The 24,825-nt window shown below is 64.0% G+C and carries 23 protein-coding genes; 13 read left to right on the top strand and 10 right to left on the bottom strand.

Annotated elements, in window-relative coordinates:
- Nucleotides 1-21 precede the first annotated feature (21 nt).
- From NKJ93_RS22760 to NKJ93_RS22740, 5 genes are all read left to right on the top strand, one after another.
- Complete coding sequence (locus tag NKJ93_RS22760) at nt 22-780, top strand: nucleotidyltransferase family protein (RefSeq protein ID WP_352591218.1); 759 nt, start codon at nt 22-24, stop codon at nt 778-780.
- Nucleotides 777-3,914 carry a double-strand break repair protein AddB gene (gene addB, locus NKJ93_RS22755; RefSeq protein ID WP_023718285.1) on the top strand — a complete coding sequence of 1,046 codons (3,138 nt, stop codon included), beginning with the start codon at nt 777-779 and terminating at the stop codon, nt 3,912-3,914. The genes NKJ93_RS22760 and addB overlap by 4 nt, the downstream gene beginning before the upstream one ends.
- Nucleotides 3,911-7,423 carry a double-strand break repair helicase AddA gene (addA, locus tag NKJ93_RS22750; RefSeq protein ID WP_352591215.1) on the top strand — a complete coding sequence of 1,171 codons (3,513 nt, stop codon included), beginning with the start codon at nt 3,911-3,913 and terminating at the stop codon, nt 7,421-7,423. Before addB ends, addA begins: the two co-directional genes overlap by 4 nt.
- A gap of 73 nt (nt 7,424-7,496) precedes the next feature.
- Nucleotides 7,497-7,820, top strand: coding sequence for a thioredoxin (gene trxA / locus NKJ93_RS22745; RefSeq protein ID WP_023677558.1), 324 nt, complete (start codon nt 7,497-7,499; stop codon nt 7,818-7,820).
- Nucleotides 7,821-7,952: 132 nt separating this feature from the next.
- Nucleotides 7,953-8,234, top strand: a complete 282-nt coding sequence (locus tag NKJ93_RS22740; protein ID WP_023718287.1) for a cupin domain-containing protein — start codon at nt 7,953-7,955, stop codon at nt 8,232-8,234.
- A gap of 47 nt (nt 8,235-8,281) precedes the next feature.
- Here the strand turns inward: NKJ93_RS22740 and NKJ93_RS22735 are convergent, their stop codons facing one another.
- The 6 genes from NKJ93_RS22735 to NKJ93_RS22710 form a co-directional block, all read right to left on the bottom strand.
- Nucleotides 8,282-8,701, bottom strand: a complete 420-nt coding sequence (locus tag NKJ93_RS22735) for a VOC family protein (RefSeq protein ID WP_023718288.1) — start codon at nt 8,699-8,701, stop codon at nt 8,282-8,284.
- A 62-nt stretch (nt 8,702-8,763) separates the two neighbouring features.
- Nucleotides 8,764-10,089 (bottom strand): bifunctional folylpolyglutamate synthase/dihydrofolate synthase, encoded by a 1,326-nt coding sequence (locus NKJ93_RS22730; RefSeq protein WP_352547987.1) that lies wholly within the window; start codon nt 10,087-10,089, stop codon nt 8,764-8,766.
- Nucleotides 10,090-10,151: 62 nt separating this feature from the next.
- A complete protein-coding gene (gene accD, locus NKJ93_RS22725) occupies nt 10,152-11,078 on the bottom strand; it encodes an acetyl-CoA carboxylase, carboxyltransferase subunit beta (protein ID WP_023718290.1) in 927 nt (308 codons plus the stop codon).
- Between the two features lie 95 nt (nt 11,079-11,173).
- Nucleotides 11,174-12,013, bottom strand: coding sequence for a tryptophan synthase subunit alpha (gene trpA / locus NKJ93_RS22720; protein WP_352495240.1), 840 nt, complete (start codon nt 12,011-12,013; stop codon nt 11,174-11,176).
- A 2-nt stretch (nt 12,014-12,015) separates the two neighbouring features.
- Nucleotides 12,016-13,266, bottom strand: a complete 1,251-nt coding sequence (trpB, locus tag NKJ93_RS22715) for a tryptophan synthase subunit beta (RefSeq protein ID WP_023718292.1) — start codon at nt 13,264-13,266, stop codon at nt 12,016-12,018.
- 33 nt (nt 13,267-13,299) lie between these two features.
- Nucleotides 13,300-13,959, bottom strand: a complete 660-nt coding sequence (locus tag NKJ93_RS22710; RefSeq protein WP_023718293.1) for a phosphoribosylanthranilate isomerase — start codon at nt 13,957-13,959, stop codon at nt 13,300-13,302.
- A 167-nt stretch (nt 13,960-14,126) separates the two neighbouring features.
- Here NKJ93_RS22710 and NKJ93_RS22705 point away from each other — a divergent pair, with 167 nt between their 5' ends.
- Nucleotides 14,127-14,345, top strand: coding sequence for a hypothetical protein (locus tag NKJ93_RS22705; RefSeq protein WP_023718294.1), 219 nt, complete (start codon nt 14,127-14,129; stop codon nt 14,343-14,345).
- Nucleotides 14,346-14,353: 8 nt separating this feature from the next.
- Here NKJ93_RS22705 and NKJ93_RS22700 read toward each other — a convergent pair whose 3' ends face one another.
- The 4 genes from NKJ93_RS22700 to NKJ93_RS22685 all read right to left on the bottom strand — a co-directional run bounded on the left by NKJ93_RS22700 (nt 14,354) and on the right by NKJ93_RS22685 (nt 17,720).
- On the bottom strand, nt 14,354-15,112 hold the full coding sequence (locus tag NKJ93_RS22700; RefSeq protein ID WP_023718295.1) for a M48 family metallopeptidase: 759 nt from the start codon (nt 15,110-15,112) through the stop codon (nt 14,354-14,356).
- Between the two features lie 97 nt (nt 15,113-15,209).
- A complete protein-coding gene (locus NKJ93_RS22695) occupies nt 15,210-15,686 on the bottom strand; it encodes a DUF2852 domain-containing protein (protein ID WP_352495238.1) in 477 nt (158 codons plus the stop codon).
- Nucleotides 15,687-15,802: 116 nt separating this feature from the next.
- Nucleotides 15,803-16,945 (bottom strand): benzoate/H(+) symporter BenE family transporter, encoded by a 1,143-nt coding sequence (locus NKJ93_RS22690; protein WP_352591212.1) that lies wholly within the window; start codon nt 16,943-16,945, stop codon nt 15,803-15,805.
- 4 nt (nt 16,946-16,949) lie between these two features.
- Nucleotides 16,950-17,720, bottom strand: coding sequence for an alpha/beta hydrolase (locus NKJ93_RS22685; RefSeq protein WP_352591209.1), 771 nt, complete (start codon nt 17,718-17,720; stop codon nt 16,950-16,952).
- A gap of 214 nt (nt 17,721-17,934) precedes the next feature.
- Between NKJ93_RS22685 and infC the strand changes: the two genes are divergently transcribed.
- The 7 genes from infC to NKJ93_RS22650 all read left to right on the top strand — a co-directional run bounded on the left by infC (nt 17,935) and on the right by NKJ93_RS22650 (nt 24,585).
- On the top strand, nt 17,935-18,471 hold the full coding sequence (infC, locus tag NKJ93_RS22680; protein WP_023677573.1) for a translation initiation factor IF-3: 537 nt from the start codon (nt 17,935-17,937) through the stop codon (nt 18,469-18,471).
- A 202-nt stretch (nt 18,472-18,673) separates the two neighbouring features.
- The gene (locus NKJ93_RS22675) at nt 18,674-19,315 is read left to right on the top strand and encodes a methyltransferase family protein (RefSeq protein ID WP_352591206.1); all 642 of its coding nucleotides are present in this window, start codon (nt 18,674-18,676) and stop codon (nt 19,313-19,315) included.
- 178 nt (nt 19,316-19,493) lie between these two features.
- On the top strand, nt 19,494-19,697 hold the full coding sequence (gene rpmI, locus NKJ93_RS22670; RefSeq protein ID WP_006201248.1) for a 50S ribosomal protein L35: 204 nt from the start codon (nt 19,494-19,496) through the stop codon (nt 19,695-19,697).
- Between the two features lie 147 nt (nt 19,698-19,844).
- Nucleotides 19,845-20,246, top strand: a complete 402-nt coding sequence (gene rplT, locus NKJ93_RS22665; RefSeq protein ID WP_006201247.1) for a 50S ribosomal protein L20 — start codon at nt 19,845-19,847, stop codon at nt 20,244-20,246.
- Between the two features lie 96 nt (nt 20,247-20,342).
- Entirely contained in the window at nt 20,343-21,428 is a 1,086-nt protein-coding gene (gene pheS / locus NKJ93_RS22660; RefSeq protein ID WP_023718300.1) for a phenylalanine--tRNA ligase subunit alpha, read from the top strand.
- 106 nt (nt 21,429-21,534) lie between these two features.
- Nucleotides 21,535-23,943, top strand: coding sequence for a phenylalanine--tRNA ligase subunit beta (gene pheT / locus NKJ93_RS22655; RefSeq protein ID WP_352591203.1), 2,409 nt, complete (start codon nt 21,535-21,537; stop codon nt 23,941-23,943).
- A gap of 39 nt (nt 23,944-23,982) precedes the next feature.
- Nucleotides 23,983-24,585 carry a nucleotidyltransferase family protein gene (locus NKJ93_RS22650; protein WP_352484467.1) on the top strand — a complete coding sequence of 201 codons (603 nt, stop codon included), beginning with the start codon at nt 23,983-23,985 and terminating at the stop codon, nt 24,583-24,585.
- Nucleotides 24,586-24,825 lie beyond the last annotated feature (240 nt).

Here is a 24,825-nt window from a genome sequence, read left to right as displayed (position 1 = left end):
GGCCTGAAAGCGTCGGGACCGATGCCGACGACCGCCATGGTGCTTGCCGCCGGGCTCGGCAAGCGCATGCGGCCGATCACCGAGACCATGCCGAAGCCGCTGGTCAAGGTCGCCGGCAAGACATTGCTCGACTGGGGGCTGGACAGCCTAGCCGAAGCCGGTGTCGCCAAGGCCGTCGTCAACGTCCATTACCTGCCGCAACAGATCGTGGACCATGTAGCCCGCCGCAGTGCGCCGAGAATCGTCATCTCGGATGAGAACAGCGGCCTGCTCGACTCTGCCGGCGGCATCGTCAAGGCATTGCCCAAGTTAGGGGCACCCTTCTATGTGCTCAACGCCGACACCTTCTGGATCGACAGCGGCGTTTCCAATCTCAGGCGACTTGCCCTTGCATGGGAGGGCGCGACAATGGACATTCTGCTGATGCTTGCGGATCTCCAGTCGGCAACCGGACATAGCGGCGGCACCGATTTCCTGATGGCGCCGGACGGCGCGTTGCGGCGTGCGAACAACGATCCGGCCGGCCTGATCTATGCCGGCGCCGCAATCGTCCATCCGCGCATCTTCAAGGACGCGCCGGCCGGCCCGCTGTCGCTCAACGCCTATTTCGATGCGGCAATCGCCGCCGGCCGCCTGTTCGGCATGACGATGCGTGGCCATTGGATCACTGTCGGTACACCCGACGCGATCCCGCGGGCGGAAGCAGCGGTCGCCGCCGCGCTTGCCGGCACGCCTGATGCTCTTGCTGAGGCACCCGGCGCTCTTACCGAGTCGAAATGAGCGGCTCCCGCCGCGTTTTCTCGATCCCGCCCGGAGCGCCGTTCCTGCCGACGCTGGCCGAGGCGCTGCTTGCAGGGCGCCTGGTTCCCGGCTTTGCCTATGATGGCGATCCGCTGGTGCTGGCCGATCTCACCATCTACGTGCCGACGCGCCGTGCAGCGCGGGCGCTCCGCGGCGTCTTCGTCGATGCTCTCTCGCGCTCGGGAAGCCGTTCGGCGATCCTGCCGGTCATCCGCCCACTTGGTGAGTTTGATGAAGATGAAGCCGCCTTCGAGACGGAAGCTTCGGCCGCCATCGACTTTGCGCCGCCGATCGCCGCGGTCGAGCGTCTTCTGCTGCTTGCGCCGCTGGTGCGGGCGTGGAAACGCCGCCTGCCGGCACATGTCGCGGCATTGTTCGACGAGGAGATCGTCATCCCGGCCTCCGCCGCCGACGCCATCTGGCTGGCGCGCGACCTTGCACGGCTGATGGATGAGATCGAGACGGAAGGCACGGATTGGGCGAGGCTCGCCGACCTTGTAACCGGCAACCTTGCAGGCTGGTGGCAGGTGACGCTCGATTTCCTGACCATCGTGACTGAGAACTGGCCGAAGCTGCTCGAGGAACGCCGTCGCTCCAATCCGGCAGCGCATCGCAATGCCCTGATAAGGCTGGAAGCGGCGCGGCTGAAGCGCAATCCACCCGCCGGGCCGGTGATCGCCGCCGGCTCTACCGGCTCCATCCCCGCCACGGCCGAGCTGCTTGCCGTAATCGCCGGTCTGCCCAATGGCGCTGTTGTGCTGCCCGGCCTCGACCGGACGCTGGACGAGCCGTCCTTTGCCGCCGTCAGTGCACCTGGTGCGCGGCCGGCTTTGCTTGGCCATCCGCAATACGGCCTGGCAAAGTTGATCGGCAAGATCGGGGTGCTTCGGGCCGATGTCGGGGAGCTTGCTGTTGCGCCGCGGCCACTTGCGCTGCGCGCCGCACTTGTCGGCGAGGCGCTGCGGCCGGCGGAGACCACCGAGCTCTGGGCCGAGACGCGCGCGCGCTTCACCGCTGGCGATAGTGCCGAGGCCTTCGCTGGTGTGACGCTTCTCGAGGCCGCCAGCGAACGCGACGAAGCCGTGGCGATCGCCGTTGCGCTCAAACAGGCCGTCGAACGGCCCGGCCAGCGCGCCGCACTGGTCACCGGCGACCGCGCGCTGGCGCGACGCGTCTCGGTCGAGCTGTTGCGCTTCGGCGTCGCCGCCGACGATTCCGGCGGCACGCCGCTCATCAACACGCCAGCCGCCAGCCTGCTCCGGCTGGCGCTTCAGGCGGCGTTCCGCCCGGGCGATCCGGTCGCCCTGCTGTCACTGCTCAAGCATCCCTTGCTTGGCCTCGGCCTGGAGCGGGCAAGCGTCCGCCATGCGGCCGAAATCGTCGAACTCGTGGCGCTGCGCGGCGGCACCGGTCGCCCGGACGTCGCGTCGCTGCCGCAACTCTTCGGTGCCCGGCTTGCCGAATTCGACGACGGCGGCAATCGCCGCCCGCCTTTCTGGCGATCGCGCCTCTCGGTCAGGCGCATCGAACAGGCGCGCGATCTGCTGATCCGGCTAACGGCTGCGCTGGCGCCGCTGGTTGCCTTTCGCGGCGAGGAGAATGCCGATCTTGCCACGCTTGTGCGCGCCAGTGTCGGCGTGCTCGAAAGCCTCGGCCGCGCTGCTGACGGAAGCCTCAGCGAACTCTATGCCGGCGATGCCGGTGAAAAGCTTGCCGAGCTCTTGCGCGGTCTGGTCGCGGCCTCGGTGTCGTTCTCCTTCGCCGCGGACGAATGGCCCGATGTGATGGAGGCGCTGATTGCGCCCGAAATGGTCAAGCCGGCGCAGGGCACCGACAGGAGCATCGCCATCTGGGGCGTGCTGGAAGCGCGGCTTCAGGATATCGACACGCTGGTCGTCGGCGGACTCAACGAAGGCGTGTGGCCGCGCAAGCCGGAGAGTGACCGCTTTATGTCGCGGCTGATGAAGACCGGCATCGATCTTGAACCGCCGGAGCGGCGCATCGGCCTTGCCGCCCATGATTTCCAGATGGCCATGGGCGCCAAAAAAGTGGTGCTGGCTCGCTCCGCCCGTTCCGGCGACGCTCCGTCGGTGCCGTCGCGCTGGCTGCAGCGTATCCTTACCTTCGTCGGCGAGGACCATGCTGTGGCACTTCGCCGGCGCGGCGATGAACTGCTTGCCTGGGCGCGTGCGCTTGATGCCGGCGAAAAGCAGGACTTTGCGCCGAGGCCGCAGCCGAAACCGCCGCTCGCCCTGCGGCCGCACCACTTCTCGGTCACCGAGATCGAGACGCTACGTCGCGACCCATATGCGGTCTATGCCAGAAGGATACTCGGCCTGATGCCACTCGATCCGGTCGTTCGTGATCCGGGCGCTGCCGAGCGCGGCACGCTGTTTCACGCCATTCTGCACCTCTTCTCAGCGAGGGTGGCCGACCCGCGCGCGCCGGAGGCGCTGGACGGGCTCATCGCCGCCGGCCGGTCCTGCTTTGCCGAGGCTGCCCTGCCCGCCGATGTCGAGGCGGTGTGGTGGCCGCGCTTCGAAAAGCTTGCCGCCGGCATTATCGAATGGGAGCGCGGCCGGGCCGCCGCCGTGGTACGGCGGCACGCCGAGGAACGCGCCGAAAAGACCGGCGTCGGCCGATCCGGCGTGACCCTGTCCGGCTATGCCGATCGCATCGATCTGCTGGCCGGCGGCATGGCCGACATCCTCGATTACAAGACCGGCTCCTCGCCATCCAAAGCGCAGGCGCACACGCTGCTCGCGCCGCAACTGGCGCTGGAGGGCGCGCTGCTGCGTCGCGGCGCCTTCAAGGAGCTTGGCGCATGCGAGCCGTCGCAATTGGCCTTCGTGCGGCTGAAGCCGAACGGAGAGGTGTTCGAGGAATCGATCCTCGAATACAACCGCAAGCCGCGAACCGCCGCCGATCTCGCCGAAGAGGCTTGGGCGCGGCTGGAAAAACTGCTGATCCACTACGCCGACCCGGCGACCGGCTATCTGTCGCGGGCGCTGCCGTTCCGCGAAGGTGAGACCGACGGCGACTACGACCATCTCGCCCGCGTGCTGGAATGGTCCGCCGGCGGCGACGCCGACGAGGAGGGAGGGGAGGCGTGAAGAAGGCCTATCCCATCCCGAGCGACACCGCCGCCAGCCAAGCGAGCGCCTCCGACCCGCATAACTCCGCATGGGTGTCGGCAAACGCCGGATCGGGCAAGACCCATGTGCTCGCCCAGCGCGTCATCCGGCTTTTGCTGCGCGGCACCGATCCGTCCAAGATCCTGTGCTTGACCTATACGCGCGCCGCCGCCGCCAACATGTCGAACCGGGTGTTTTCGACCCTATCGCAATGGACGGCGCTTGGTGATGCCGAGCTCTCGACACGGATAGAGGCGCTGGACAGCCGCCAGCCCGACCGCGAAACCATGCGCCAGGCGCGGCGGCTGTTTGCCGAGGCGCTGGAAACACCGGGCGGGCTGAAGATCCAGACCATTCACGCCTTCTGCGAATCGGTGCTGCATCAGTTCCCGCTGGAAGCCAACATCCCGGCGCATTTCGAAATGCTTGATCCGCAAATGGAGGCTTCGCTGTTCGCCGCCGCCCGCCGCGACATGATCTCCGGCGGCGTTGCAGGCGATGCGGCACTGGCCGAGGCTTTCGCCACCGTGCTGGAGCGCGGCGGCGAACATGGGCTCGACGCGTTGCTAGGCGAGATCGTGCGCAAGCGCGACGGTTTGCGCACCTTCGTCGCCGCGGCCGGCGGCGATGGTTTTCAGGCGCTGTTCGACGAGTTCCATTTCCGCGCCGGCCAGACCGCCGAAGGCATCGCCGCCTCGGTCTGGCCGCTGCCCGGCTTCCTGCCGGATTATCTCGTCACCTTTTCACGGGCGGCCGAGGCCGCCGATGCGCGCATCGTGCTGAACAATCTGCTGCCATACGCCCGTCTTGCCTTTGCCGAGGACGATCCGGTCCGACGCCTGAATTTGCTCTCCAAGGCTTTCTTGAGGGCCGATGGCGAGCCTTATGATCCGGCAAAGACGTTCAAGAAGGCGCTGCTCGACCGGCTGCCCGATCTTGCCGAACGTTATCTCGTGGCGGTCGACGCCATTCTCGAAATCTCCGACCGCCTGGCCTTGTTCAGGATGTTGGAAGGCACGCGTGCCGCGCTGACCATCGCCGACTGGCTGATCGCCCGCTACGAGCAATTGAAGCGCGCCCGCGGCTTCCTCGACTTCAACGACCTGATCACCCGCACTGTCAATCTACTGGCGCGGCCCGACGCCGGCCCATGGGTGCAATACAAGCTCGACCAGGGCATCGACCACATCCTCCTCGACGAGGCGCAGGACACCAGTCCCGACCAGTGGGACGTGGTCAAGCGGCTGGCGGAGGAGTTCTTTGCCGGGCTCGGCGCCCGCGACGCCGTCCACCGCACCATCTTTGCGGTCGGTGACGAAAAGCAGTCGATCTATTCCTTTCAGGGGGCCGCCCCGGATTCCTTTGCTGACAGCCGGCTTTTGTTTGCCGGCAAAGTTAGAAGCGCCGCCGCCGCCTTCGCCGATCTCAAGCTGACCTGGTCGTTCCGCTCGACCGACGACGTGCTTGCGGCGGTGGATCGTGTCTTTGCCGACCCGAACGTGCGGCGCGGCATCAGCCACGATCCCGATCCGCTCGACCACAAGGCGATCCGCACCGATGCGCCGGGTTATGTCGAGGTCTGGCCGTCGATCGGCGCCGATGTCGTCGACGAACCAGACGATTGGACGCAAGCGGTCGACCATGCCCATGCGCCGGCAGTACGCGTCGCTGAAAACGTCGCGGCAACCATTGCCGGCTGGATCGGCGGCGGCGAGACTATCGAAGGCCGCGGCAAGAAACTGCGGCCCGGCGACGTGCTGGTGCTGGTGCGCAAGCGCGATCGCTTCGTCCATGCGCTGACGCGGGCGCTGAAGCGCCGCGACATTCCGGTGGCCGGCGCCGACCGGCTCAGCCTGCCCGGCCACATCGCGGTGAAGGACCTGATCGCACTCGGCCATTTTCTCATCCAGCCGCAGGACGATCTGTCGCTGGCCGCCGTGCTGCGCAGCCCGATCTTCGATGTCTCGGAAGAGCAGCTTTTCGCGCTTGCTGCCGAGAGGCCGTCGGGCGTCTCGCTGTTCGCCTCGCTGCGCCGGCATGCCGGCGAAAGCGAGGCGTTGGCCGCCGTCGTCAGCCGGCTCGACACATGGTCGAACGAAGTCGCATTCAAGCCGGTGTTCGAATTTTACGCCGGAGCTCTCGCCCGCGACGGCCTGCGCAAGAAGATGATCGCGCGGCTCGGTCCGGAGGCCGGCGACATCCTCGACGAATTCCTGAATTTCTGCCTGGCCGAGGAGCGGACCGGCCTGCCGGGACTGGAATCCTTCCTGTCGACATTGGAAAACGCCGGCCCCGAGATCAAGCGCGAAATGGACCAGACCCGCGACGAGGTTCGCGTCATGACCGTGCATGCCGCCAAGGGCCTGGAAGCGCCGGTGGTATTCCTGGTCGATGGCGGCTCCGCGCCGTTCAGCGACCAGCACCTGCCGAGATTGATGCCGTTCGAAGGGTCGGGCGACTGCTGGGAGGGCAAGGGCTATCTCTGGCGGTCGGCCAGCGATGTCGCCAATGGATTTTCACGCGCCGCATCGGCCCGCGCCCGCGAGCTCGCCGACGACGAATACCGCCGGCTGCTCTATGTCGGCATGACTCGCGCCGAGGATCGGCTGATCGTCTGCGGCTACCATGGCAAGCGGGCGCAGAATACCGGCACCTGGCATTCGGTCGTCAGCCGCGCGCTGGTCGGCGCCGCTGAAAGCGCGGAACGCCGGCATCCCGCCACTGGCGAGACCGTGCATCGTTTCCAGGTGACGAAGCTGCCGCCCATGCCACTGGCGGCAGTGGATGAGGCACGGCAGGCGGAACGCTTTGCGCCACTGCCGGAAACCCTGTTCCAGCCTTTGCCGCCTTTCGAGGAACTGCCGCGGCCGCTCTCGCCGTCCGGCGCCTCGGTGCTGATCGACGAGGCGCGGCAAGCGGTGGCCGACACGCGTTCGCCGGTATTGGATGCCGACGCCGAGCCCGGCTTTGCCGTGATTCGCGGGTTGGCGCTGCACAAATTGCTGCAGATGCTGCCCGGCATCGCCGAGGGAAAACGCCAGGATGCCGCCGAGCGCTATTTGGCGCGCGCCGGAGCTCAATGGCCTGAAGACGAGCGCGACAAAGCCTTGGCTGGCGTTTCCAGAATTCTTGCCGACAGCCGCTTCGCGCCGCTGTTTGCACCAAACTCGCGCGCTGAAGTCGCCATCATGGGCAGCCTGGAGGTGAGGGGCAAACTGCGCTCGATCTCCGGCAAGATCGACCGGCTGGCAGTAACGCCGTACAAGGTTTCGATCGTCGACTACAAGACCAATCGGCCAGCGCCAGCTACGCTCGCCGAAGTGCCGCAAGCCTATGTTCTGCAACTCGCACTTTATCGCGCGCTGCTTCAGCCGCTCTATCCGGGACGCGAGGTCTCGGCGGCGCTGCTGTTCACCGAGGCGCCGCGGCTGATCGAACCGCCGGCGGCCGCAATGGACGACGCGCTTGCTAGACTCACGGGAGCGTGACACAACACTTGCTTGAAGACGGACACGATCACCACCACATTTGGTGCGACGAACAAATCGAAAGGATCTCAGCATGGCCACCGTCAAGGTCGACAAGAGCAATTTCCAGGCCGACGTGCTCAACGCCAAGGAGCCGGTCGTGGTCGATTTCTGGGCGGAATGGTGCGGCCCGTGCAAGATGATCGCCCCGGCGCTTGAGGATATCGCCATCGAACTCGGCAGCAAGATAAAGATCGCCAAGCTCAACATCGATGAGAATCCTGAGCTGGCCGCGCAGTTCGGCGTGCGCTCGATCCCGACGCTGATGATCTTCAAGGGCGGCGAAGTCGCCGATATGAAGGTCGGTGCTGCGCCGAAAACGGCATTGTCGCACTGGATCAACGGCAGTCTCGCCTGATCCGATCAAAATTTTGCAGAAAAGCCCGGCCTCGCGCCGGGCTTTCTTTTGCTGGCGTCATTGGTGGGCCGCTCTGGCACTCGCGGCTTGCCGCCCCGTATTCTTCTCTTCTGAATACAAAGGAGAAGCGATATGACCGGATCCGCCAAGGCCACCGTCTTCATCGACAATGAGCGCGTCATCGTCACCGAATACCGCTTCGCCCCGGGCGACAACACCGGCTGGCACCGCCATGGCCACGACTATGTGATCGTGCCGTTGACCGACGGCAAGGTGAAGCTCCTGACCAAGGATGGCGAATCCTTCGCCGAAATGAAGAAGGGCGCGCCCTATTTCCGCAATGAGGGCGTCGAACATGACGTCATCAGCGCAAACGATGGCGAATTCGCCTTCATCGAGGTCGAGCTGAAGTAGTCCACCAACCATCGGCTGCGCCGCTACAATTGTCCGGCGAGGCGCGATCACCAATCCGCGATGCGATCGCCGCCGACGAATTGTGCGCTTTTCTCAGTGTATTCGAACAGTTCGATCTTCACGCCGTTGGGGTCGCGGATCCAAGCCTGGTAGGTGTCATCGCACGCGCGTTTCTTGGAAGTGACATCAACCCCCTCTGACCTCAGATGGGCGATCGCGGCGTCGATGTTTTCCACTTCGAGGCAGAAGTGGTTGATCTGGTTCAAGTCGCTATAGCTCGCGCCGTCTTTCTGGAACACTTCGACATGGCTACGGCTGCCGCAATTGAGATAGAAGCCGAAAATCTTGCCGTCGCGCAGGAAATTGAACTGCGTATCCATGCCGAGGACGTCCCGATAGAAGCTTCGCGTCTTCTCCAGGTCATTCGCGAAAATGCAAACGTGAGCGAGCTGCTTTACCTTGATCATGATTGGCTCCTCGCGGTGATCTGATAGGTGTGGCGTCATCATGGCCCGGGTGGAGGCACGCCTCAAACCGGCGGTGTGCCGTTTTCGGCCAATACCGCACCGGCCAGGTAAAGCGAGCCGCCGATAAGGATGCGCGGCGGCGGTCCGTCCCATGTGTCGCGCAGCAGCATCAGCGCATTGGCGACGGAACTGACGGGTTCGGCCGACAGGCCGGCCTCGATGGCGCGCGTCGCCAGTTCGTCGTTCGGCACGCCGGCGTCGCTCGTGCTCACCGGCACGGTGTAGACATGCCGCACCAGCCCTTTGAAGGCACGGAAATAGCCGCTCTGGTCCTTGGTGTTGATCATGCCCGAGATCAGGAACAGCGGCCGCGGGTTCTTTTCCTCCTGCTCGGCCAGCGCCTCGGCGACGACCACGCCGGCGCCGGGATTATGGCCGCCGTCGAGCCAGATGTCGGCGCCCTTCGGCGCCAGTTCGCCCAGCCGCCCCTGCGGCAGCTTTTGCATGCGGCCCGGCCAGATGACATTGGCCATCGCTTTCTCGGCGGCGCGGTGGCTGATCTCGAAGCCCGCCGCCTTGACCGCCGCGATCGCCGCTGCCGCATTGGCGAATTGGTGGCGCCCCGGCAGGCGCGGCGGCGCCAGGTCCATCAATCCGTCTTCGTCCTGATAGACCATGCGGCCGTTTTCCTCATAGGCGAGGAAATCCTGGCCATAGACGAAGGCGGGGCAGTCGAGCCGTTCGGCGGTTTCGATGAGCACCTGCTGCGCCGTCTCGCTTTCCTGCGCGCCGATGACGACCGGGCATCCACGCTTGATGATGCCGGCCTTTTCGGCGGCGATCAGTTCAACGCGGTCGCCGAGATAGGCTTCGTGGTCGAGCGAGACCGGCATGATCACCGACACGGCCGGCTCGGCGATGACATTGGTGGCGTCGAATCGGCCGCCAAGGCCGACCTCGAGGATGACGGCATCGGCCGGATATTCGGAAAACAGCACGAAGGTGACTGCGGTGAGGATTTCGAACACGGTGATCTTCTGGCCTTGATTGGCCTTGGCGACGCGGGCGATGGCTTCGGCGAAGACCTTGTCGTCCACCAGCCTGCCGCCGCCATCGGCGGCCAGTCGGTAGCGCTCATGCCAGTTCACCAGATGTGGCGATGTGTGGACATGGACGCGGTAGCCGGCGGCTTCGAGCAGCGCCCGTGAAAAGGCGGCACAGGAGCCCTTGCCGTTGGTGCCGGCGATGTGGATGACCGGCGGCAGCTGGTCCTGCGGGTTGCCGAGGCGCTCGAGTAGCCGCGAAATGCGGTCAAGCGAAAGGTCGAAGCCCTTCGGGTGAAGCGCCATCAGGCTTTCGATTTCGCGGTCGGCGGCAAGCGTGGTCATGAAGGAATCCTAAGCGTGCGCACAACGGCACACAACAGCCGCCCGCGCCGCATGATGTCGTGTCAGGCTTGCGGCCTGGCCTCGACCGGGATCACCGACGGCGGCAGGATTTCCGGCTCCTGCGATTTTTGCTCTTCCGGCAGCTTGAGCAGCATTCTCAGCAGCCGCGCAATCGTCTGGCGCATCTCCAGCCGTGACACCACCATGTCGACCATGCCGTGTTCCATCAGATATTCGGCGCGCTGGAAGCCGTCGGGCAGCTTTTCCCTGATGGTCTGCTCGATGACGCGCGGGCCGGCAAAGCCGATCAGGGCGCCGGGCTCCGCAATGTGCACGTCACCCAGCATGGCGTAGGAGGCGGTGACGCCGCCGGTCGTCGGGTTGGTCAGGACGACGATGTAGGGAAGGCCGGCCTCCTTCAGTCTGTCGACGCCGACCGTGGTCCGCGGCAACTGCATCAGCGACAGGATGCCTTCCTGCATACGGGCGCCGCCGGAGGCCGCAAACAGGATCAGCGGCCGCTTGCGCTGCAGGGCGACCTCAAAGCCATGCACGATGGCGTCACCGGCCGCCATGCCGAGCGAGCCGCCCATGAAGGCAAAATCCTGCACCGTCACCACCACCGGCAGGCCTTCGACGGTACCCAGCGCATTGATGATGGCGTCTTCCATGCCGGTCTTGGCCTTGGCATCCTTCAGCCGGTCTACATAGCGCTTCTCGTCGCGGAACTTGAGTGGATCCTGCACCACCTTGGGGTTTTCCAGCGTTTCGTATTTGCCGTCGTCGAGGAAGAACTTCAGCCGTTCCTTGGCCGATATCTTCATATGGTGGCCGGAGGACGGGATGACGAACTGGTTCTGCTCCAGATCCTTGTGGAACACCATTTCGCCGGTCTCGGGATCCTTGATCCACAGGTTTTCCGGCATGTCGGTGCGGCGGCCGAGCATCGAATTGATCTTCGGGCGGACGTAATTGGTGATCCAGTTCATCGCTTCGGCTCCTGTCCTTACGAAGAGTTAGACCATGATCCCGAAAAGTGGAAACCGGTTTTCGGCAAAGATCATGGTCAACCAGATGATCAAGACTATTCGGCGGCAGCAAGGCGAGCCGCGCGAACCCCTTGCGACAGCCCGCTGACCAGCGTGGCGACAGCTTCTGCCGGATCGGCGGTCTTTTCGCCCTTCGGCCCGAGCACGTTGGCGACCGCATTGACGATCGCCGTGCCGACGACGACGCCGTCGGCCGAGGCACCGATGGTGCGCGCCTGCTCGGCGGTCTTGACGCCGAAGCCGACGCAGACGGGCAGGTCGGTATGGCTCTTGATGCGCTTGACCGCTGCCGCCACCTTGCCGGTGTCGGCCAGCGCCGAGCCGGTAATGCCGGTCATCGAGACATAGTAGACGAAGCCCGACGTGTTCTGCAGCACCTTGCGCAGGCGCTTGTCGTCGGTGGTCGGGGTCGCCAGCCGGATGAAGTTGATGCCGGCCTTGAGTGCCGGGATGCAAAGCTCCTCGTCCATCTCCGGTGGCAGGTCGACGACGATCAGCCCGTCTATGCCGCTGGCCAGCGCGTCGCTCAGGAAGCGCTTGACGCCGTAGATGTAGATCGGATTGTAGTAGCCCATCAAGACAATCGGCGTTTCATTGTCGCCGGCGCGGAATTCCGAGGCCATCTTCAGCGTCTTGACCAGTGTCTGGCCGCCCTTCAGCGCCCGCAGGCCGGCCGCCTGGATCGCCGGGCCGTCGGCCATTGGATCAGAAAACGGCATGCCGAGCTCGATGATGTCGCTGCCGGCGCCAGGCAGCGCCTTCATGATCGACAGCGACGTGTCGTAGTCGGGGTCGCCGCCCATGAAATAGGTGACGAGTGCCGGTCGGCCTTCGGCCTTCAGCGTCGCCATGCGGCGGTCGATACGGGTGGTCATGATCAGATCTCCATGCCCAGCATATTGGCCACCGTATGCACGTCCTTGTCGCCGCGGCCGGACAGATTGACGATGACGATCTGGTCCTTGTCCATATCAGGCACGATCTTCACCGCCTGCGCGATAGCGTGGGCGGATTCCAGCGCCGGAATGATGCCCTCGACGCGCGTCGTCAGCTGAAACGCCTCGAGCGCCTCGTCGTCGAGGATCGGCACATAGTCGACGCGGCCGGAATCGCGCAGCCACGAGTGCTCCGGCCCGACGCCGGGATAGTCGAGCCCGGCCGAGATCGAGTGGCCGTCCATGATCTGGCCGTCGGCGTTCTGCAGGAGGTAGGTACGGTTGCCATGCAGCACGCCGGGCGCGCCGGCACTCATCGAAGCGCAATGCTCGATGCCATCGAGGCCGCGGCCGCCGGCTTCGACGCCGATGATGCGAACCTCTTTGTCGTCGAGGAAGGGATGGAACAGGCCGATGGCGTTGGAACCGCCGCCGACACAAGCGATGATGGTGTCCGGCAGCCGGCCTTCCTGCTCGAGGATCTGGGCGCGCGCCTCGGTGCCGATCACCGATTGGAAGTCGCGCACCAGCTCTGGATAGGGGTGGGGGCCGGCGGCGGTGCCGATCAGGTAATAGGTGTCCTCGACATTGGTCACCCAGTCGCGCAACGCCTCGTTCATGGCGTCCTTCAGCGTGCCGTGGCCGGCGGTCACCGGCCGCACTTCCGCGCCCAGAAGCTTCATGCGAAAGACGTTGGGGCTTTGCCGGGCGACATCGGTCGCGCCCATATAGACGATACAGGGAAGCCCAAAGCGCGCCGCCACTGTAGCGGAAGCGACGCCATGCTGGCCGGCTCCGGTCTCGGCGATGATCCTCGTCTTGCCCATGCGCTTGGCGAGCAGGATCTGGCCGAGGCAGTTGTTGATCTTGTGCGAGCCGGTGTGGTTCAGATCCTCGCGCTTGAAATAGACCTTTGCGCCCCCGCCGAGGCCCTTCGCTGCGGAAACCTCGCGAAGATGCCTGGTCAAGCCTTCGGCGAAATAGAGCTTCGACGGCCGCCCGGCGTAATGCGTCGAGAGATCGGTCAGTTCGGCCTTGAAGTCCGGATCGTTCTTGACCTCGTTCCAGTGCCGCTCCAGCTCAAGGATCAGCGGCATCAGCGTTTCGGCAACGAAACGACCGCCAAAAATGCCGAACATGCCCTGCTCGTCGGGGCCGGTGCGGAAGGAATTCGGTATCGCCGGCTTATCCATCGCCGATCTCCTGGTCTGTGGTTTGAAGCGTGGTCAGGCGGCGCGGTTGTCGCGTGCTGCCCCGACGGCCCGGAAAAATTGTTCGATCAGCGCCGGTTCCTTGACCCCCGGCGCGCTTTCCACGCCCGAGGAAAGATCTATTCCGGGCGGGTTCGCCAGCCGAAGGGCGTCGCCGATATTGCCGGCATTGAGCCCACCGGAAAGCATGTAATCGACGCCGGCGTCAAGGCCGGCCAGAATGCGCCAGTCGAAGGCAAGACCGTTGCCGCCCGGCAGTTCCGAACCCTTAGGCGGCTTGGCATCGAACAGGAAACGGTCGGCAATGCCGACGAAGGGTTTAACCCGCTCGAGATCGGCAGCCTCGCTGACCGGCAAGGCCTTCATCACCGGCAAGCCGTAGCGCGCCTTCACCTCAGCCACCCGGTCGGGCGTTTCGGCGCCGTGAAGCTGCAGCATGTCGGGCTGCATTTTTTCGACGATCTCGTCCAGGAACGCGTCGCTGGCGTCGACCGTCACCGCAACCGCCTTGGTCTTGCCGCGCGCCGCTTCGCGCAGGCGGCCGGCTTCCACCGGCTCGACATAGCGCGGGCTTTTGGCAAAGAAATTGAAGCCGACATGGCTGGCGCCGCCGGCCAATGCCGCGGCCAGTGCCTTGTCAGTCTTCAATCCGCATATCTTGATGTCCAGCGCCATGGCGCGGGATTGGCACGAAACGACCAAAGAGTCGAGAAAAAGGATCCTGTTTGCCGCCGGCGCGGAACGCGCTACCTTGCTAATGTAAGAGCGGAACGCGCCACCTTGCTAATATAAGAGCGCAACGCGCTACCTTGCTCAGGCACAAAGGCGGGAGAACAAAGACCATGCCGGAAAAGACCGTCGCGGAACTCAGGCAAAAGCTGGCGCAGGCCCATGAGGTCATCGCTCATTTGATGGACAAGGCAGCCTTCAACGGCGCGGAGGCGCATCGGGCGCTGGCTTATTTCAGCAACGATGGCTTCGAGAAGGATTTTCTGCCTTGGCCGCGCCATGTCGATGAGGGGTTGCGGCCGGAGGAGTTGAACGCGGCGAATGACGATTGATCGGACAACTACTCGAACGTGATCGCCTGCAGCGCGCCGCCATTGCGCTTGAGCCAATCCTTGCAGCGCTCGGTGTCCGGGCACAGCTGCTCGCATAATTTCCAGAATTTCGGGCCGTGGTTCATCTCCTTGAGATGCGCCACCTCGTGCGCCACGAGGTAGTTTATCACCGGCCGCGGCGCCATCATGATGCGCCAGGAAAACGACAGATTGCCGTCCGACGTGCAGGACCCCCAGCGGCTCGACGTATCCTTGAAGCGGATCGCCTTGGCGCGCTTGCCGACCGCAGCACTGTGCTTGGTCACCAGCGCCTCGATCTCGCGCTTGGCTTCGCGCTTGAGGAAATCGGCGATGCGGCGCGGCAGATGCAGGCGCTCACCGTGCACGATCATCAGCGGACCGCGCTCGTCGCGCGACAGCGTGACTGTACCGCGTTTCGACGGTTCATGGACGATGCGATGCGGCACACCGCGCACCGGTATCTTGATGCCGGGCCGCACCTGCGGCCGGTTGGGCACCTTGGCCAGCCTTTGCTCCAGCCAGTCCTGATGACGGTCGAGGAATCTTTCCACCTCGCCGCGCCGCAGCCCCGGCGGCACGGTGATGCGCAGGCCGCGGCCGCCGGAATCGATGCGCAGCGTCAGGCGCCGCGCCCTGTCGTTCTCGACGATCTTGAGCGGCAGCGTGCGGCCGGCAACGCAATGCTCGCGCTCCACGACGGGCGTGGGCTTGGGTTTCGTCGGGGTGCGAAAGAAGCCGAAGGACATTCCGGGACGATACGTGATTCGAGGGAAACGACTAGAACAAAAAAGAAACGGCGCCGCTGACGCGACGCCGTTGGATTATCTATCTGGGCACGGGACGTTACTCGTCGAGCAGGCCTGGCGTGGACTTGCCGGTGGTTTTGTTGTTCGTCGTCGACCCGGTCGTGGGAGACGTCGACTTGTTGCGGTTGGCCATGAAACGATCGAACTCTTCCTGGTCCTTGGCGCGGCGCAATTCGCGGGCATATTCGTCGAACTCGCTCAGCATCTCGTCGAGCTTGCGGCGTTCCTCGGCAAGCCGCTCGAGTTCCTTTTCGCGCCAGTCGTCGAAAGCGACGTTGCCGGTGCGGGCGGAGCCATGGCCCCAGCGCGCGGCCTTGTCGGAACCGCGGCGGCAGCCGGCGAAGATGCCGTCGGTGGCGCGGTTGACGTCACGCTTGAAGCCGTCGAGCCGGTCGCCCCAGATGATGTAGGCGAGCATGGCGAAGCCGAGCGGCCAGAACACCATGAACCCGATCACCATCAGCGCGATGGTCGCCGGCGTCCAGGCCGGACGGATCAATGCAGATGTGTTCATTTCTCCCAATCCTTCAGTTGGAGACAGCCAAATCCGGCTGCGTGGAATCGAAATGGGATGGAGAAAACGGCGATTCAAGACAGCAACCGCCAAAACCGGACAAGCGGCTGAAATGATTATCGCTTTTTGAGCATTTCAAGGAAAAGCACGACCAATCCGGCGATCAGGCCCCAGAACGCCGCGCCGACGCCGAACAGCGTCAGCCCTGATGCGGTGACGGCGAAGGTGACGGTAGCGGCCATCCGCTCGTCCTCGTCTTTCAAGGCGATCGACAGCGCATTGGCGAGCGGTGCCATCAGCGCCAGGCCGGCGACCAGCGCGATCAGGCTCTGCGGCAATACGGCGAAGATCGCCACCAGCGAGGCGCCGAACAGGGCAAAGACAAGATAGGCCAGCGCGTAGAACGGGCCGGTCTTCCAGCGCTCGGCCGGATCAGGATCCACGTCGGGTCCGGTGCAGATCGCCGCCGAGATCGCCGCCAGATTGGTCGTCGAGGCGCCGAACGGCGCCGTCAGCAGCGAAAACAGGCCGGTGACGCCGATCAGCGGCCCGGGTTCGGGATGATAGCCGGCTGCCCTCAGCACGGCGAGGCCGGATAGGTTCTGCGAGGCCATGGTGACCAGATAGAGCGGCAATGCCAGGCCGATGATCGAAGCGGCGGTGAACTGCGGCATTACCAGCGTCAAGCTCGAGAGTTCCGGTGCCGGCAGACCGCCGACCCGGTCGGTAAGAAAGGCCGCGAGACCGCCGCCGATCAGCACCAACAGCACCGACAGCGCCGGGTTGAACAGGCGGATGACGAAGAAGACCGCAACCAGCGGCAGGATCAGCCAGGGGTCGACGGGCACGGTCTTCACCGCATTGATGGCGAAGGTTACGACGATGCCGGCCAGCATTCCGGACGCGACCGAAGCCGGTATTCTGGCGATCAGCTTGGTCAATGGCCCGAACAGGCCGGTGGCGACCAGCAGGACCCCGGTGACGATGAAGGCGCCAACCGCCTCGCCCATCGAAAAGCCGGTCGATGCGGCGATCAGCGCGACGCCCGGCGTCGACCATGCGGTGATGACCGGCATTTTCGTGCGCCACGACAGCCACAGGCTCTCGATGGCCATCGCCAGGCAGAGTGCCGTCACCCAGCTTGCGGTCTCGACCTGCGTTGCGCCGACCGCCTTGGCGGCGGCAATGACGATGGCCAGCGTACCGCCGAAGCCGACGATCGCCGCCACAAAGGCGGACACCGGAATGGAAATGCGCATGTCTCTATCCCGCCTGCCGCACCATCGCGTCCACCGCCCGCACCAGCATATCGAGATCCTGAGGTCGCGACAGGCGGTGGTCGCCGTCCGGAATGAGCGACAGCGTGACGTCGTCGGCCGGCAGCAGGCCGACCAGCTTGAGCGCATGGCTCGACGGCACGTCGGGATCGGCCAGGCCTTGCAGGATATGGACCGGACAGTGCGTGTCGACCGGCCCGGTCATCACCCGGTTGCTGCGGCCGTCCTCGATCAGTGCGCGGGTGTAGATGTACGGTTCGACGGAATAGTCCGACGGCTCTTCGAAGAAACCCTTTTTCCTGAGGTCGCGCTTCTGCGCCCCAGTCAGCACCGGCTCCACCAGTTCGAACGTGAAATCGGGCGCCGGGGCCAGCAGCACAAGGCCGGCGACGCTGTTCTCGCCCGCCTTACGCAATTCCTGCACCATGCGCAGCGCGATCCACGCGCCCATCGACGAACCAACCAGGATTTGCCTGCCCTGGGTGAAGCGGCGGAAAACCGCCAGGCTCTCGCCCAGCCATTTCGAGATGGTGCCGTCGGCAAAGGCGCCACCCGATTCGCCATGGCCGGAATAATCGTGGCGCAGGAAGGCCCGGCCGTCTTTGCGCGTCCATTCCGACAGGGTTTCGGCCTTGGTGCCCAGCATGTCGGATTTGTAGCCGCCAAGCCAGACGATGCCGGGCTCGGCACCTGCCGCATGCCTGACGGCGATGCTCGTCCCGTCGACGTCTAGGAAGATCGGGGTGGTGGTGCTCATGGTGTATTCCCTCGCGCCGGTCTTTTGGCACAAGCGGGGGTTCAACGAAAAGTGCTCTGTTACTTTCTTCGCTTGGTGCAGAGGAGCATTCATCGAGCAGGTGATTTCCTGAGAATGCTGTGCTATTGACTCCGGCCGCGCGCTCACCACATTGCGCGTTCGCAATTCTGAACTGAAGAACCCCTTAACGAAACGGCTCAAGGAGACCACGACCATTCGCAGACCTTTCAAAGCAGCGGCGCCCACCAAGGAAGGCCCGCGCTCCAACCGTGATATCCGGGTTCCCCGGGTCCAGCTAATCGACGCCGAAGGCCAGAACCGGGGCGATGTCTCCATCAACGACGCATTGCTGCTCGCCGAAGAGGCTGGGCTCGATCTGGTCGAGATATCGCCCAATGCAGTGCCGCCCGTCGTAAAGATCCTCGATCTCGGGAAGCTGAAATACGCCAACCAGAAGAAGGCGGCCGAGGCGCGCAAGAACCAGAAGGTCATCGAGATCAAGGAGATCAAGATGCGCCCGAACATCGACAGCCACGACTATGAGACCAAGATGAAGGCCGTCCGGCGCTTTTTCGAGGAAGGCGATAAGGTCAAGCTGACATTGCGCTTCCGCGGTCGCGAGATGGCGCACATGGAACTCGGCATGCAGCTTCTGAATAAGGTTCGCGAGGAAGTGGCGCCCATCGCCAAGGTCGAAGCCGAACCGAAGCTCGAAGGCCGCCAGATGATGATGGTGCTGGCGCCCCGCTAAAGCGCGTTGCGCTTTAGTTCTGTTTTGTGCATGTCGTTGTCCCAAAACCGCTGCGCACTTTTGGGCGACATGCATTAAATCCGCCTGAATCATGTTGCAAGGCGTCCCGGCGATCGGCGGGGCGCCTGTTTTCTTGGCCAGACGCTGCGATCGCCGGCGAGAGCAACGACGCTCTGGTTCCCTCGACGATCGGATTCCCGACATGGTCAATGAAGTCAGATACGCGCAAGTTAAGCACGGGCTTGGCAGCTACCAGCATATGCGCAGGATGGTACTTGCCGTTCTCATCATGGTGATGTTCGCGGCGCTGCTGTTCGGCCAGTCGGTTTTCCCTCCCGATACGCCAGTGCATGAAACGATCGAAATGGTCGGCGTCGTGCTGATCTTTCTCGGCATCGTCGGGCGCTTGTGGTCGACGCTTTACATCGGCGGACGCAAATCCTCCGAAGTGGTGACCGGCGGACCCTATTCGATCACGCGCAACCCACTCTACCTTTTCTCCACTTTAGCTGCCGCTGGTGTCGGCGCACAGATCGGCTCCATCGCGTCCACGATCGGCTTTGGAGCGCTCTGCGCGGGTGCCTTTTACATCGTTATCCTGCGCGAGGAGAAATTCCTCAAGGAGGTTCTCGGCGCGCCATACCAGGCCTATCTGGCGAAAGTGCCGCGCTTCTTCCCGAAACTGTCACTGTATCAGGAAGGCGACACCGCCAGCTTCAAGCCGCGCCTGCTGCGAACCACGTTACTGGACGGGCTGGTGTTCCTCCTTGCCTTGCCGGCTTTCGAACTGATCGACGGCGCCCAGCAGTCGGGCATATTACCGGTGCTGTTCCGTTTCCCCTGAGCACTACAAGGCTGCTGAGCGCTGGGTGTTGCGCGCGCCCTCGCTTTGACGTATATGACCGCGTTCCAAAAAAACCGCCCGGCAGGGCATGCCGTGGCGGTTTCATTTGCTTTTCGGGCTTTGGTCGGACTGAAGCGAACAAAAAGCGCATTGGTGCGCATATAAACGGAGTAGCAAAATGCCCAAGATGAAGACCAAATCGGCCGCCAAGAAGCGGTTCAAGATCACAGGTACGGGTAAAGTTCTGTCGGCTGCGGCCGGCAAGCGTCACGGCATGATCAAGCGTTCCAACAAGTTCATTCGAAATGCCCGCGGCACGATGGTTCTGGCTGAACCGGATGGCAAGAAGGTCATCAAGAATTTTCTGCCGAACGGCCTCTAGGGCATGATGCCAAAAAGTTGCAAACTTTTTGGAAAACATCATGCGCCAAATAAGGGCATTCGGTCTGGACACGCATTTGTTTTACGCAATTCCGAACGGAAAACCGCTAGGCACTTTTCCTGGAATTGCTTTTAAGGAGATCATGACATGGCACGCGTAAAGAGAGGCGTCACCTCGCACGCCAAGCACAAGAAGGTCCTGAAAGCCGCCAAGGGTTTTTACGGCCGCCGCAAGAACACCATTCGCATCGCCAAGCAGGCGGTGGAAAAGTCGCTGCAGTACGCCTATCGCGACCGCAAGAATCGCAAGCGTTCGTTCCGCGCGCTGTGGATCCAGCGCATCAATGCGGCGACGCATGAGCATGGCTTGACCTATGGCCGTTTCATCGACGGTCTCAACAAGGCCGGCATCGAGATCGATCGCAAGATCCTGTCGGACATGGCCATCCACGAGCCGCAGGCTTTTGCCGCACTCGTGGCCAAGGCCAAGGTCGCGCTCGAATACCTCAAGAACACCACGCCGAACGCTTTTGAAAGCGCTGTCGCTTAAGACCAGCGCTTCCCAAGCTATTCGACACTTGATTTGGGAAACCCGCGCTGGCAGGGCTGGCGCGGGTTTTTCTTTGCTTCCAATCGGGTCTGGAACATGAGTGACATGGAAACTCTCGAAAATTCCCTGATGGCCGAGATCGCCTCTGCCGCCGACGAGCAAGCAATCGAGGCGGTGCGTGTCTCTGCCCTCGGCAAGAAGGGTTCGGTCTCCGAGATACTGAAGACACTCGGCTCGATGAGCGCCGAGGAGCGCCAGGTCAAAGGCCCGGCAATCAACGGCCTCAAGAACCGCGTCACCGAGGCACTTTCGGCCCGTCGCGCCGAGCTGAAAGATGTGGCGATCACGGCACGGCTTGCCGCCGAGAAGGTCGACGTCACCTTGCCGGTGCGACAATCGCCGGCCGAGCGCGGCCGCATCCATCCGATCAGCCAGGTTATCGACGAGATCGCGGCGATCTTCGGCGATCTCGGCTTTGCCATCGCCGAAGGTCCCGACATCGAGACCGACTATTACAATTTCACCTCGCTGAACTTCCCGGAAGGCCACCCGGCGCGCGAGATGCACGACACCTTCTTCTTCCAGCCGGACGAGCAGGGCGAACGCAAGCTTTTGCGCACCCACACCTCGCCGGTGCAGATCCGCACCATGGAGATGCAGAAGCCGCCGATCCGCATCGTCATTCCTGGCAAGACCTACCGGCAGGATTCCGATGCCACCCACTCACCGATGTTCCATCAGGTCGAGGGATTGGTGATCGACAAATCGGCCAACGTCGCCAACATGAAGTGGGTACTGGAGGAGTTCTGCAAGGCCTTCTTCGAGGTGCCGAGCGTCAAGATGCGCTTCCGGCCGTCCTTCTTCCCGTTCACCGAGCCCAGCCTCGAGGTCGACATCCAGTGCGACCGTTCGCGGCCTGGCGAGGTGCGCTTCGGTGAAGGCTCAGACTGGCTGGAGATCCTCGGCTGCGGCATGGTCCACCCCAACGTGCTCCGCTACGGCGGCCTCGATCCCGACGAATACCAGGGCTTCGCCTGGGGCATGGGCATCGACCGCATCGCCATGCTGAAATACGGCATGCCCGACCTGCGCGCCTTCTTCGACGCCGATGTGCGCTGGCTGTCGCATTACGGTTTTAGGCCGCTCGACATGCCGACGCTGTTTGGCGGGCTAAGCGCGTGACAACCGGGCCGCAGCAAATCCGCGGGCAGCTAGCCTTCCTGCACATGTCCGACGCGCGGCCGCATAGCTTCAAGCCCAGCGTGCCCAGACCAGACGGAACACAGTCATGAAACTTACCCTCTCCTGGCTCAAGGATCATCTCGAGACCGATGCCTCGCTGGCGGAAATCGTCGAACGTCTCACCTCGATCGGCCTCGAGGTCGAGCATGTCGACGACCGGGCGAGCTTGAAACCTTTCGTCATCGCCAAGGTGCTGACGGCAGTCCAGCATCCCGACGCCGACCGGCTGCGCGTGCTGACCGTCGACACCGGCGACGGCAGGGCGCCGGTGCAGGTTGTCTGCGGCGCGCCGAACGCCCGCGCGGGCCTGATCGGCGCCTTTGCAGCACCCGGCACCTATATTCCCGGCATCGACGTGACGCTGACCGTCGGCAAGATCCGCGGCGTCGAAAGCCACGGCATGATGTGCTCCGAGCGCGAGCTCGAACTGTCCGAGGAGCATGACGGCATCATCGACCTGCCGCCCGATGCGCCGGTCGGCACCAGTTTCGCCGCCTATGCCCATCTCGACGATCCGCTGATCGAAATCAATCTGACGCCGAACCGGCCGGATGCGACCAGCGTTTATGGCATCGCCCGCGATCTGGCGGCGAGCGGGCTCGGCACGCTGAAGAGCGCGCCGATAGAGCCGATCCCCGGCAAGGGCGAGACGCCGGTCAAGGTGACGATCGAAGCGCCGGAGCTCTGTCCCGGCTTTGCGCTGCGCCTGGTGCGCGGCGTCAAGAACGGACCGTCGCCGAAATGGTTGCAGCAAAGGCTTCTCGCCATCGGCTTGAGGCCGATCAGTGCGCTGGTCGACATCACCAATTATGTCACCTTCGATCGCGGCCGGCCGCTGCATGTCTTCGACGCTGCGAAGGTCACCGGCAATCTCACCGTGCGCCGGGCACGCGACGGCGAAAAGGTGCTGGCGCTCGACGGCCGCGAATACACGCTGACGCCGGAGATGTGCGTCATCGCCGACCAGGATGGTATCGAGTCGATCGCCGGCATCATGGGTGGCGAGCATTCCGGCTGCGACGAGAACACCACCGACGTGCTGATCGAGTCGGCACTTTGGGACCCGATCGCCACCGCCCGCACCGGCCGCACGCTCGGCATCATCACCGATGCACGCTACCGCTTCGAGCGTGGCGTCGACCCGGAAATGATGATTCCCGGTGTGGAGCTGGCGACGAGGCTGGTGCTCGATTTCTGCGGCGGTACGCCGACGCAAACCGAAGTCGTCGGCTATGCCGGCCATCGGCCGAAGATCGTCTCGTTCCCGTTGTCGGACGTGAAGCGGCTGACCGGCATCGAAGTGCCGCGCTCGACGAGCCTCGACATTCTTGCCCGCCTCGGCTTCAAGCCGGAGGGCACGGGCGATGTCGTCAATGTGGCGGTCCCGTCCTGGCGGCCGGATGTCGACGGCAAGGCCGACCTGGTCGAGGAGGTCATGCGCATCCACGGCGTCGACAATATCGCGCCGCAGCCGCTCGGCAGCCACGACGCGGTCAACGCCAAGATCCTGACTGTGCTGCAGATCCGCACCCGCGCCGCCAAGCGGGCACTTGCCGTGCGCGGCATGATGGAGGCCGTCACCTGGTCGTTCATTCCGGCAAAACACGCCGATTTGTTCGGCGGCGGCCAGCAGGCGCTGAAGCTTGCCAACCCGATCGCCGCCGATATGTCGGACATGCGGCCGTCGCTGCTGCCGGGCCTGATCGCGGCCGCGCAGCGCAACGCCGACAAGGGCATCGGCGATGTCGCGCTGTTCGAAGTGTCGGGCACTTACGAGGGCGACGGCGCCGACCAGCAGCGGCGTGTTGCCGCCGGCGTTCGGCGCGGCACCGCCAAGCTCGAGGGCTCCGGCCGCCATTGGGCAGGCAATGCCGGCGCCGTCGGCGTCTTCGATGCCAAGGCCGACGCCATCGCTGCACTCGAAGCCTGCGGCGCGCCGGTCGAGCGGCTGCAGATCGAGGCCGGCGGCCCGGCCTGGTATCATCCCGGCCGGTCCGGCACGATCAAGCTCGGGCCGAAGGTCGTGCTCGGCACGTTCGGCGAATTCCATCCGAAGACGCTGGAGGGGCTTGACGTCTCCGGTCCGCTTTGCGGGTTTGAGGTGTTCATCGATGCCGTGCCCGAGCCGAAGGCCAAGCCGACGCGGACAAAGCCGAGGCTCGATCTGTCCGCCTTCCAGGCGGTCAAGCGCGATTTCGCCTTCGTCGTCGACAAGGCGGTCGAAGCCGGCACACTCGTTCGCGCCGCCCTTGCCGCAGACCGGAAGCTGATTTCCGGCGTCTCGGTGTTCGATGTTTTCGAGGGTGCAGCGCTCGGCGCGGCGAAGAAGTCGATCGCCATCGAAGTTTCGATCCAGCCGGTCGAAAAGACGCTGACCGACGAGGATTTCGAGGCGCTGGCCAAGCGCATCGTCGAGAATGTCGGCAAACAGACCGGCGGCGTGCTGCGCGGCTGAGGGATTGCGGACGCATGGCGAATCGCCCTCCAAAGGGCGATGAACCATTTGCGCTATTCAGGGCTGCCCTTCGAGGAACAGCGTGCAGCCTTTCTCGATATCGTCTCGGCCGATCCGCTGGTCGGCGAGACGCTGTCGCGGGTACGGGCGCTCGACCTCCCCGACTGGCTGGTCGTGTCCGGCGCGCTTTACAACAGCGTCTGGAATCATCTGACGGCGAAGCCTTCGGGATATGGCATTCGTGATGTCGATCTGTTCTATTTCGATGAGAGCGATCTGTCTTACGAGGCCGAGGACACGGTCATCCGCCGGGCGGCGAAGCAGTTCGAAGGACTGACGCTGCCGGTCGAAGTGCGCAACCAGGCGCGGGTGCATCTGTGGTTTGAGGCGCGCTTTGGCGGTTCCTATCCCAGACTGTCGTCGTCCGCCGAGGCGCTGTCCTATTTCGCTTCGAAAACCCATGCGGTCGGCGTTAGATTCGGCACCGATGGGCAACTCGCGCTCGTGGCGCCGTTCGGGCTCGACGACATCTTCTCGTTTCGCGTTACCCCGAACCGTGCACTAGATAATCAGCAGACGCACGAGATGAAGGGCGCGCGTGCGAGGGAGAACTGGCCGGAGATCAGTGTCGTGCCTTGGTAGGAAATGTCGGCGGGACAGCACCCCCCTCTGTCCTGCCGGACATCTCCCCCTCAAGGGGGGAGATCGGCAGCTTCGGCGATCCGCTCGCTCCTGCAACGTCCGTGATTGGCGAAAGCCGAGGTGACGTCCAATCTCCCCCTTGAGGGGGAGATGTCCGGCAGGACAGAGGGGGGTGCCTCGCGCCAATATCTCGCAATTATTTGCATTGCGGTGCGACCGAAAACGGGGCGCCGAAACGCC

This window comes from Mesorhizobium sp. M0028 (assembly GCF_040323855.1).
Lineage (GTDB): Bacteria > Pseudomonadota > Alphaproteobacteria > Rhizobiales > Rhizobiaceae > Mesorhizobium.
This window is presented reverse-complemented; position numbering and strand designations above follow the sequence as displayed.

What these genes read in the sequence shown, in the direction of transcription:
- NKJ93_RS22760 (WP_352591218.1), top strand. Translation starts at nt 22, where the DNA reads ATGCCGACGACCGCCATGGTGCTTGCCGCCGGGCTCGGCAAGCGCATG.
- addB (WP_023718285.1), top strand. Translation starts at nt 777, where the DNA reads ATGAGCGGCTCCCGCCGCGTTTTCTCGATCCCGCCCGGAGCGCCGTTC.
- trxA (WP_023677558.1), top strand. Translation starts at nt 7,497, where the DNA reads ATGGCCACCGTCAAGGTCGACAAGAGCAATTTCCAGGCCGACGTGCTC.
- NKJ93_RS22740 (WP_023718287.1), top strand. Translation starts at nt 7,953, where the DNA reads ATGACCGGATCCGCCAAGGCCACCGTCTTCATCGACAATGAGCGCGTC.
- NKJ93_RS22735 (WP_023718288.1), bottom strand. Translation starts at nt 8,701, where the DNA reads ATGATCAAGGTAAAGCAGCTCGCTCACGTTTGCATTTTCGCGAATGAC.
- NKJ93_RS22730 (WP_352547987.1), bottom strand. Translation starts at nt 10,089, where the DNA reads ATGACCACGCTTGCCGCCGACCGCGAAATCGAAAGCCTGATGGCGCTT.
- accD (WP_023718290.1), bottom strand. Translation starts at nt 11,078, where the DNA reads ATGAACTGGATCACCAATTACGTCCGCCCGAAGATCAATTCGATGCTC.
- trpA (WP_352495240.1), bottom strand. Translation starts at nt 12,013, where the DNA reads ATGACCACCCGTATCGACCGCCGCATGGCGACGCTGAAGGCCGAAGGC.
- trpB (WP_023718292.1), bottom strand. Translation starts at nt 13,266, where the DNA reads ATGGATAAGCCGGCGATACCGAATTCCTTCCGCACCGGCCCCGACGAG.
- NKJ93_RS22710 (WP_023718293.1), bottom strand. Translation starts at nt 13,959, where the DNA reads ATGGCGCTGGACATCAAGATATGCGGATTGAAGACTGACAAGGCACTG.
- NKJ93_RS22705 (WP_023718294.1), top strand. Translation starts at nt 14,127, where the DNA reads ATGCCGGAAAAGACCGTCGCGGAACTCAGGCAAAAGCTGGCGCAGGCC.
- NKJ93_RS22700 (WP_023718295.1), bottom strand. Translation starts at nt 15,112, where the DNA reads ATGTCCTTCGGCTTCTTTCGCACCCCGACGAAACCCAAGCCCACGCCC.
- NKJ93_RS22695 (WP_352495238.1), bottom strand. Translation starts at nt 15,686, where the DNA reads ATGAACACATCTGCATTGATCCGTCCGGCCTGGACGCCGGCGACCATC.
- NKJ93_RS22690 (WP_352591212.1), bottom strand. Translation starts at nt 16,945, where the DNA reads ATGCGCATTTCCATTCCGGTGTCCGCCTTTGTGGCGGCGATCGTCGGC.
- NKJ93_RS22685 (WP_352591209.1), bottom strand. Translation starts at nt 17,720, where the DNA reads ATGAGCACCACCACCCCGATCTTCCTAGACGTCGACGGGACGAGCATC.
- NKJ93_RS22675 (WP_352591206.1), top strand. Translation starts at nt 18,674, where the DNA reads ATGGTCAATGAAGTCAGATACGCGCAAGTTAAGCACGGGCTTGGCAGC.
- rpmI (WP_006201248.1), top strand. Translation starts at nt 19,494, where the DNA reads ATGCCCAAGATGAAGACCAAATCGGCCGCCAAGAAGCGGTTCAAGATC.
- rplT (WP_006201247.1), top strand. Translation starts at nt 19,845, where the DNA reads ATGGCACGCGTAAAGAGAGGCGTCACCTCGCACGCCAAGCACAAGAAG.
- pheS (WP_023718300.1), top strand. Translation starts at nt 20,343, where the DNA reads ATGAGTGACATGGAAACTCTCGAAAATTCCCTGATGGCCGAGATCGCC.
- pheT (WP_352591203.1), top strand. Translation starts at nt 21,535, where the DNA reads ATGAAACTTACCCTCTCCTGGCTCAAGGATCATCTCGAGACCGATGCC.
- NKJ93_RS22650 (WP_352484467.1), top strand. Translation starts at nt 23,983, where the DNA reads ATGAACCATTTGCGCTATTCAGGGCTGCCCTTCGAGGAACAGCGTGCA.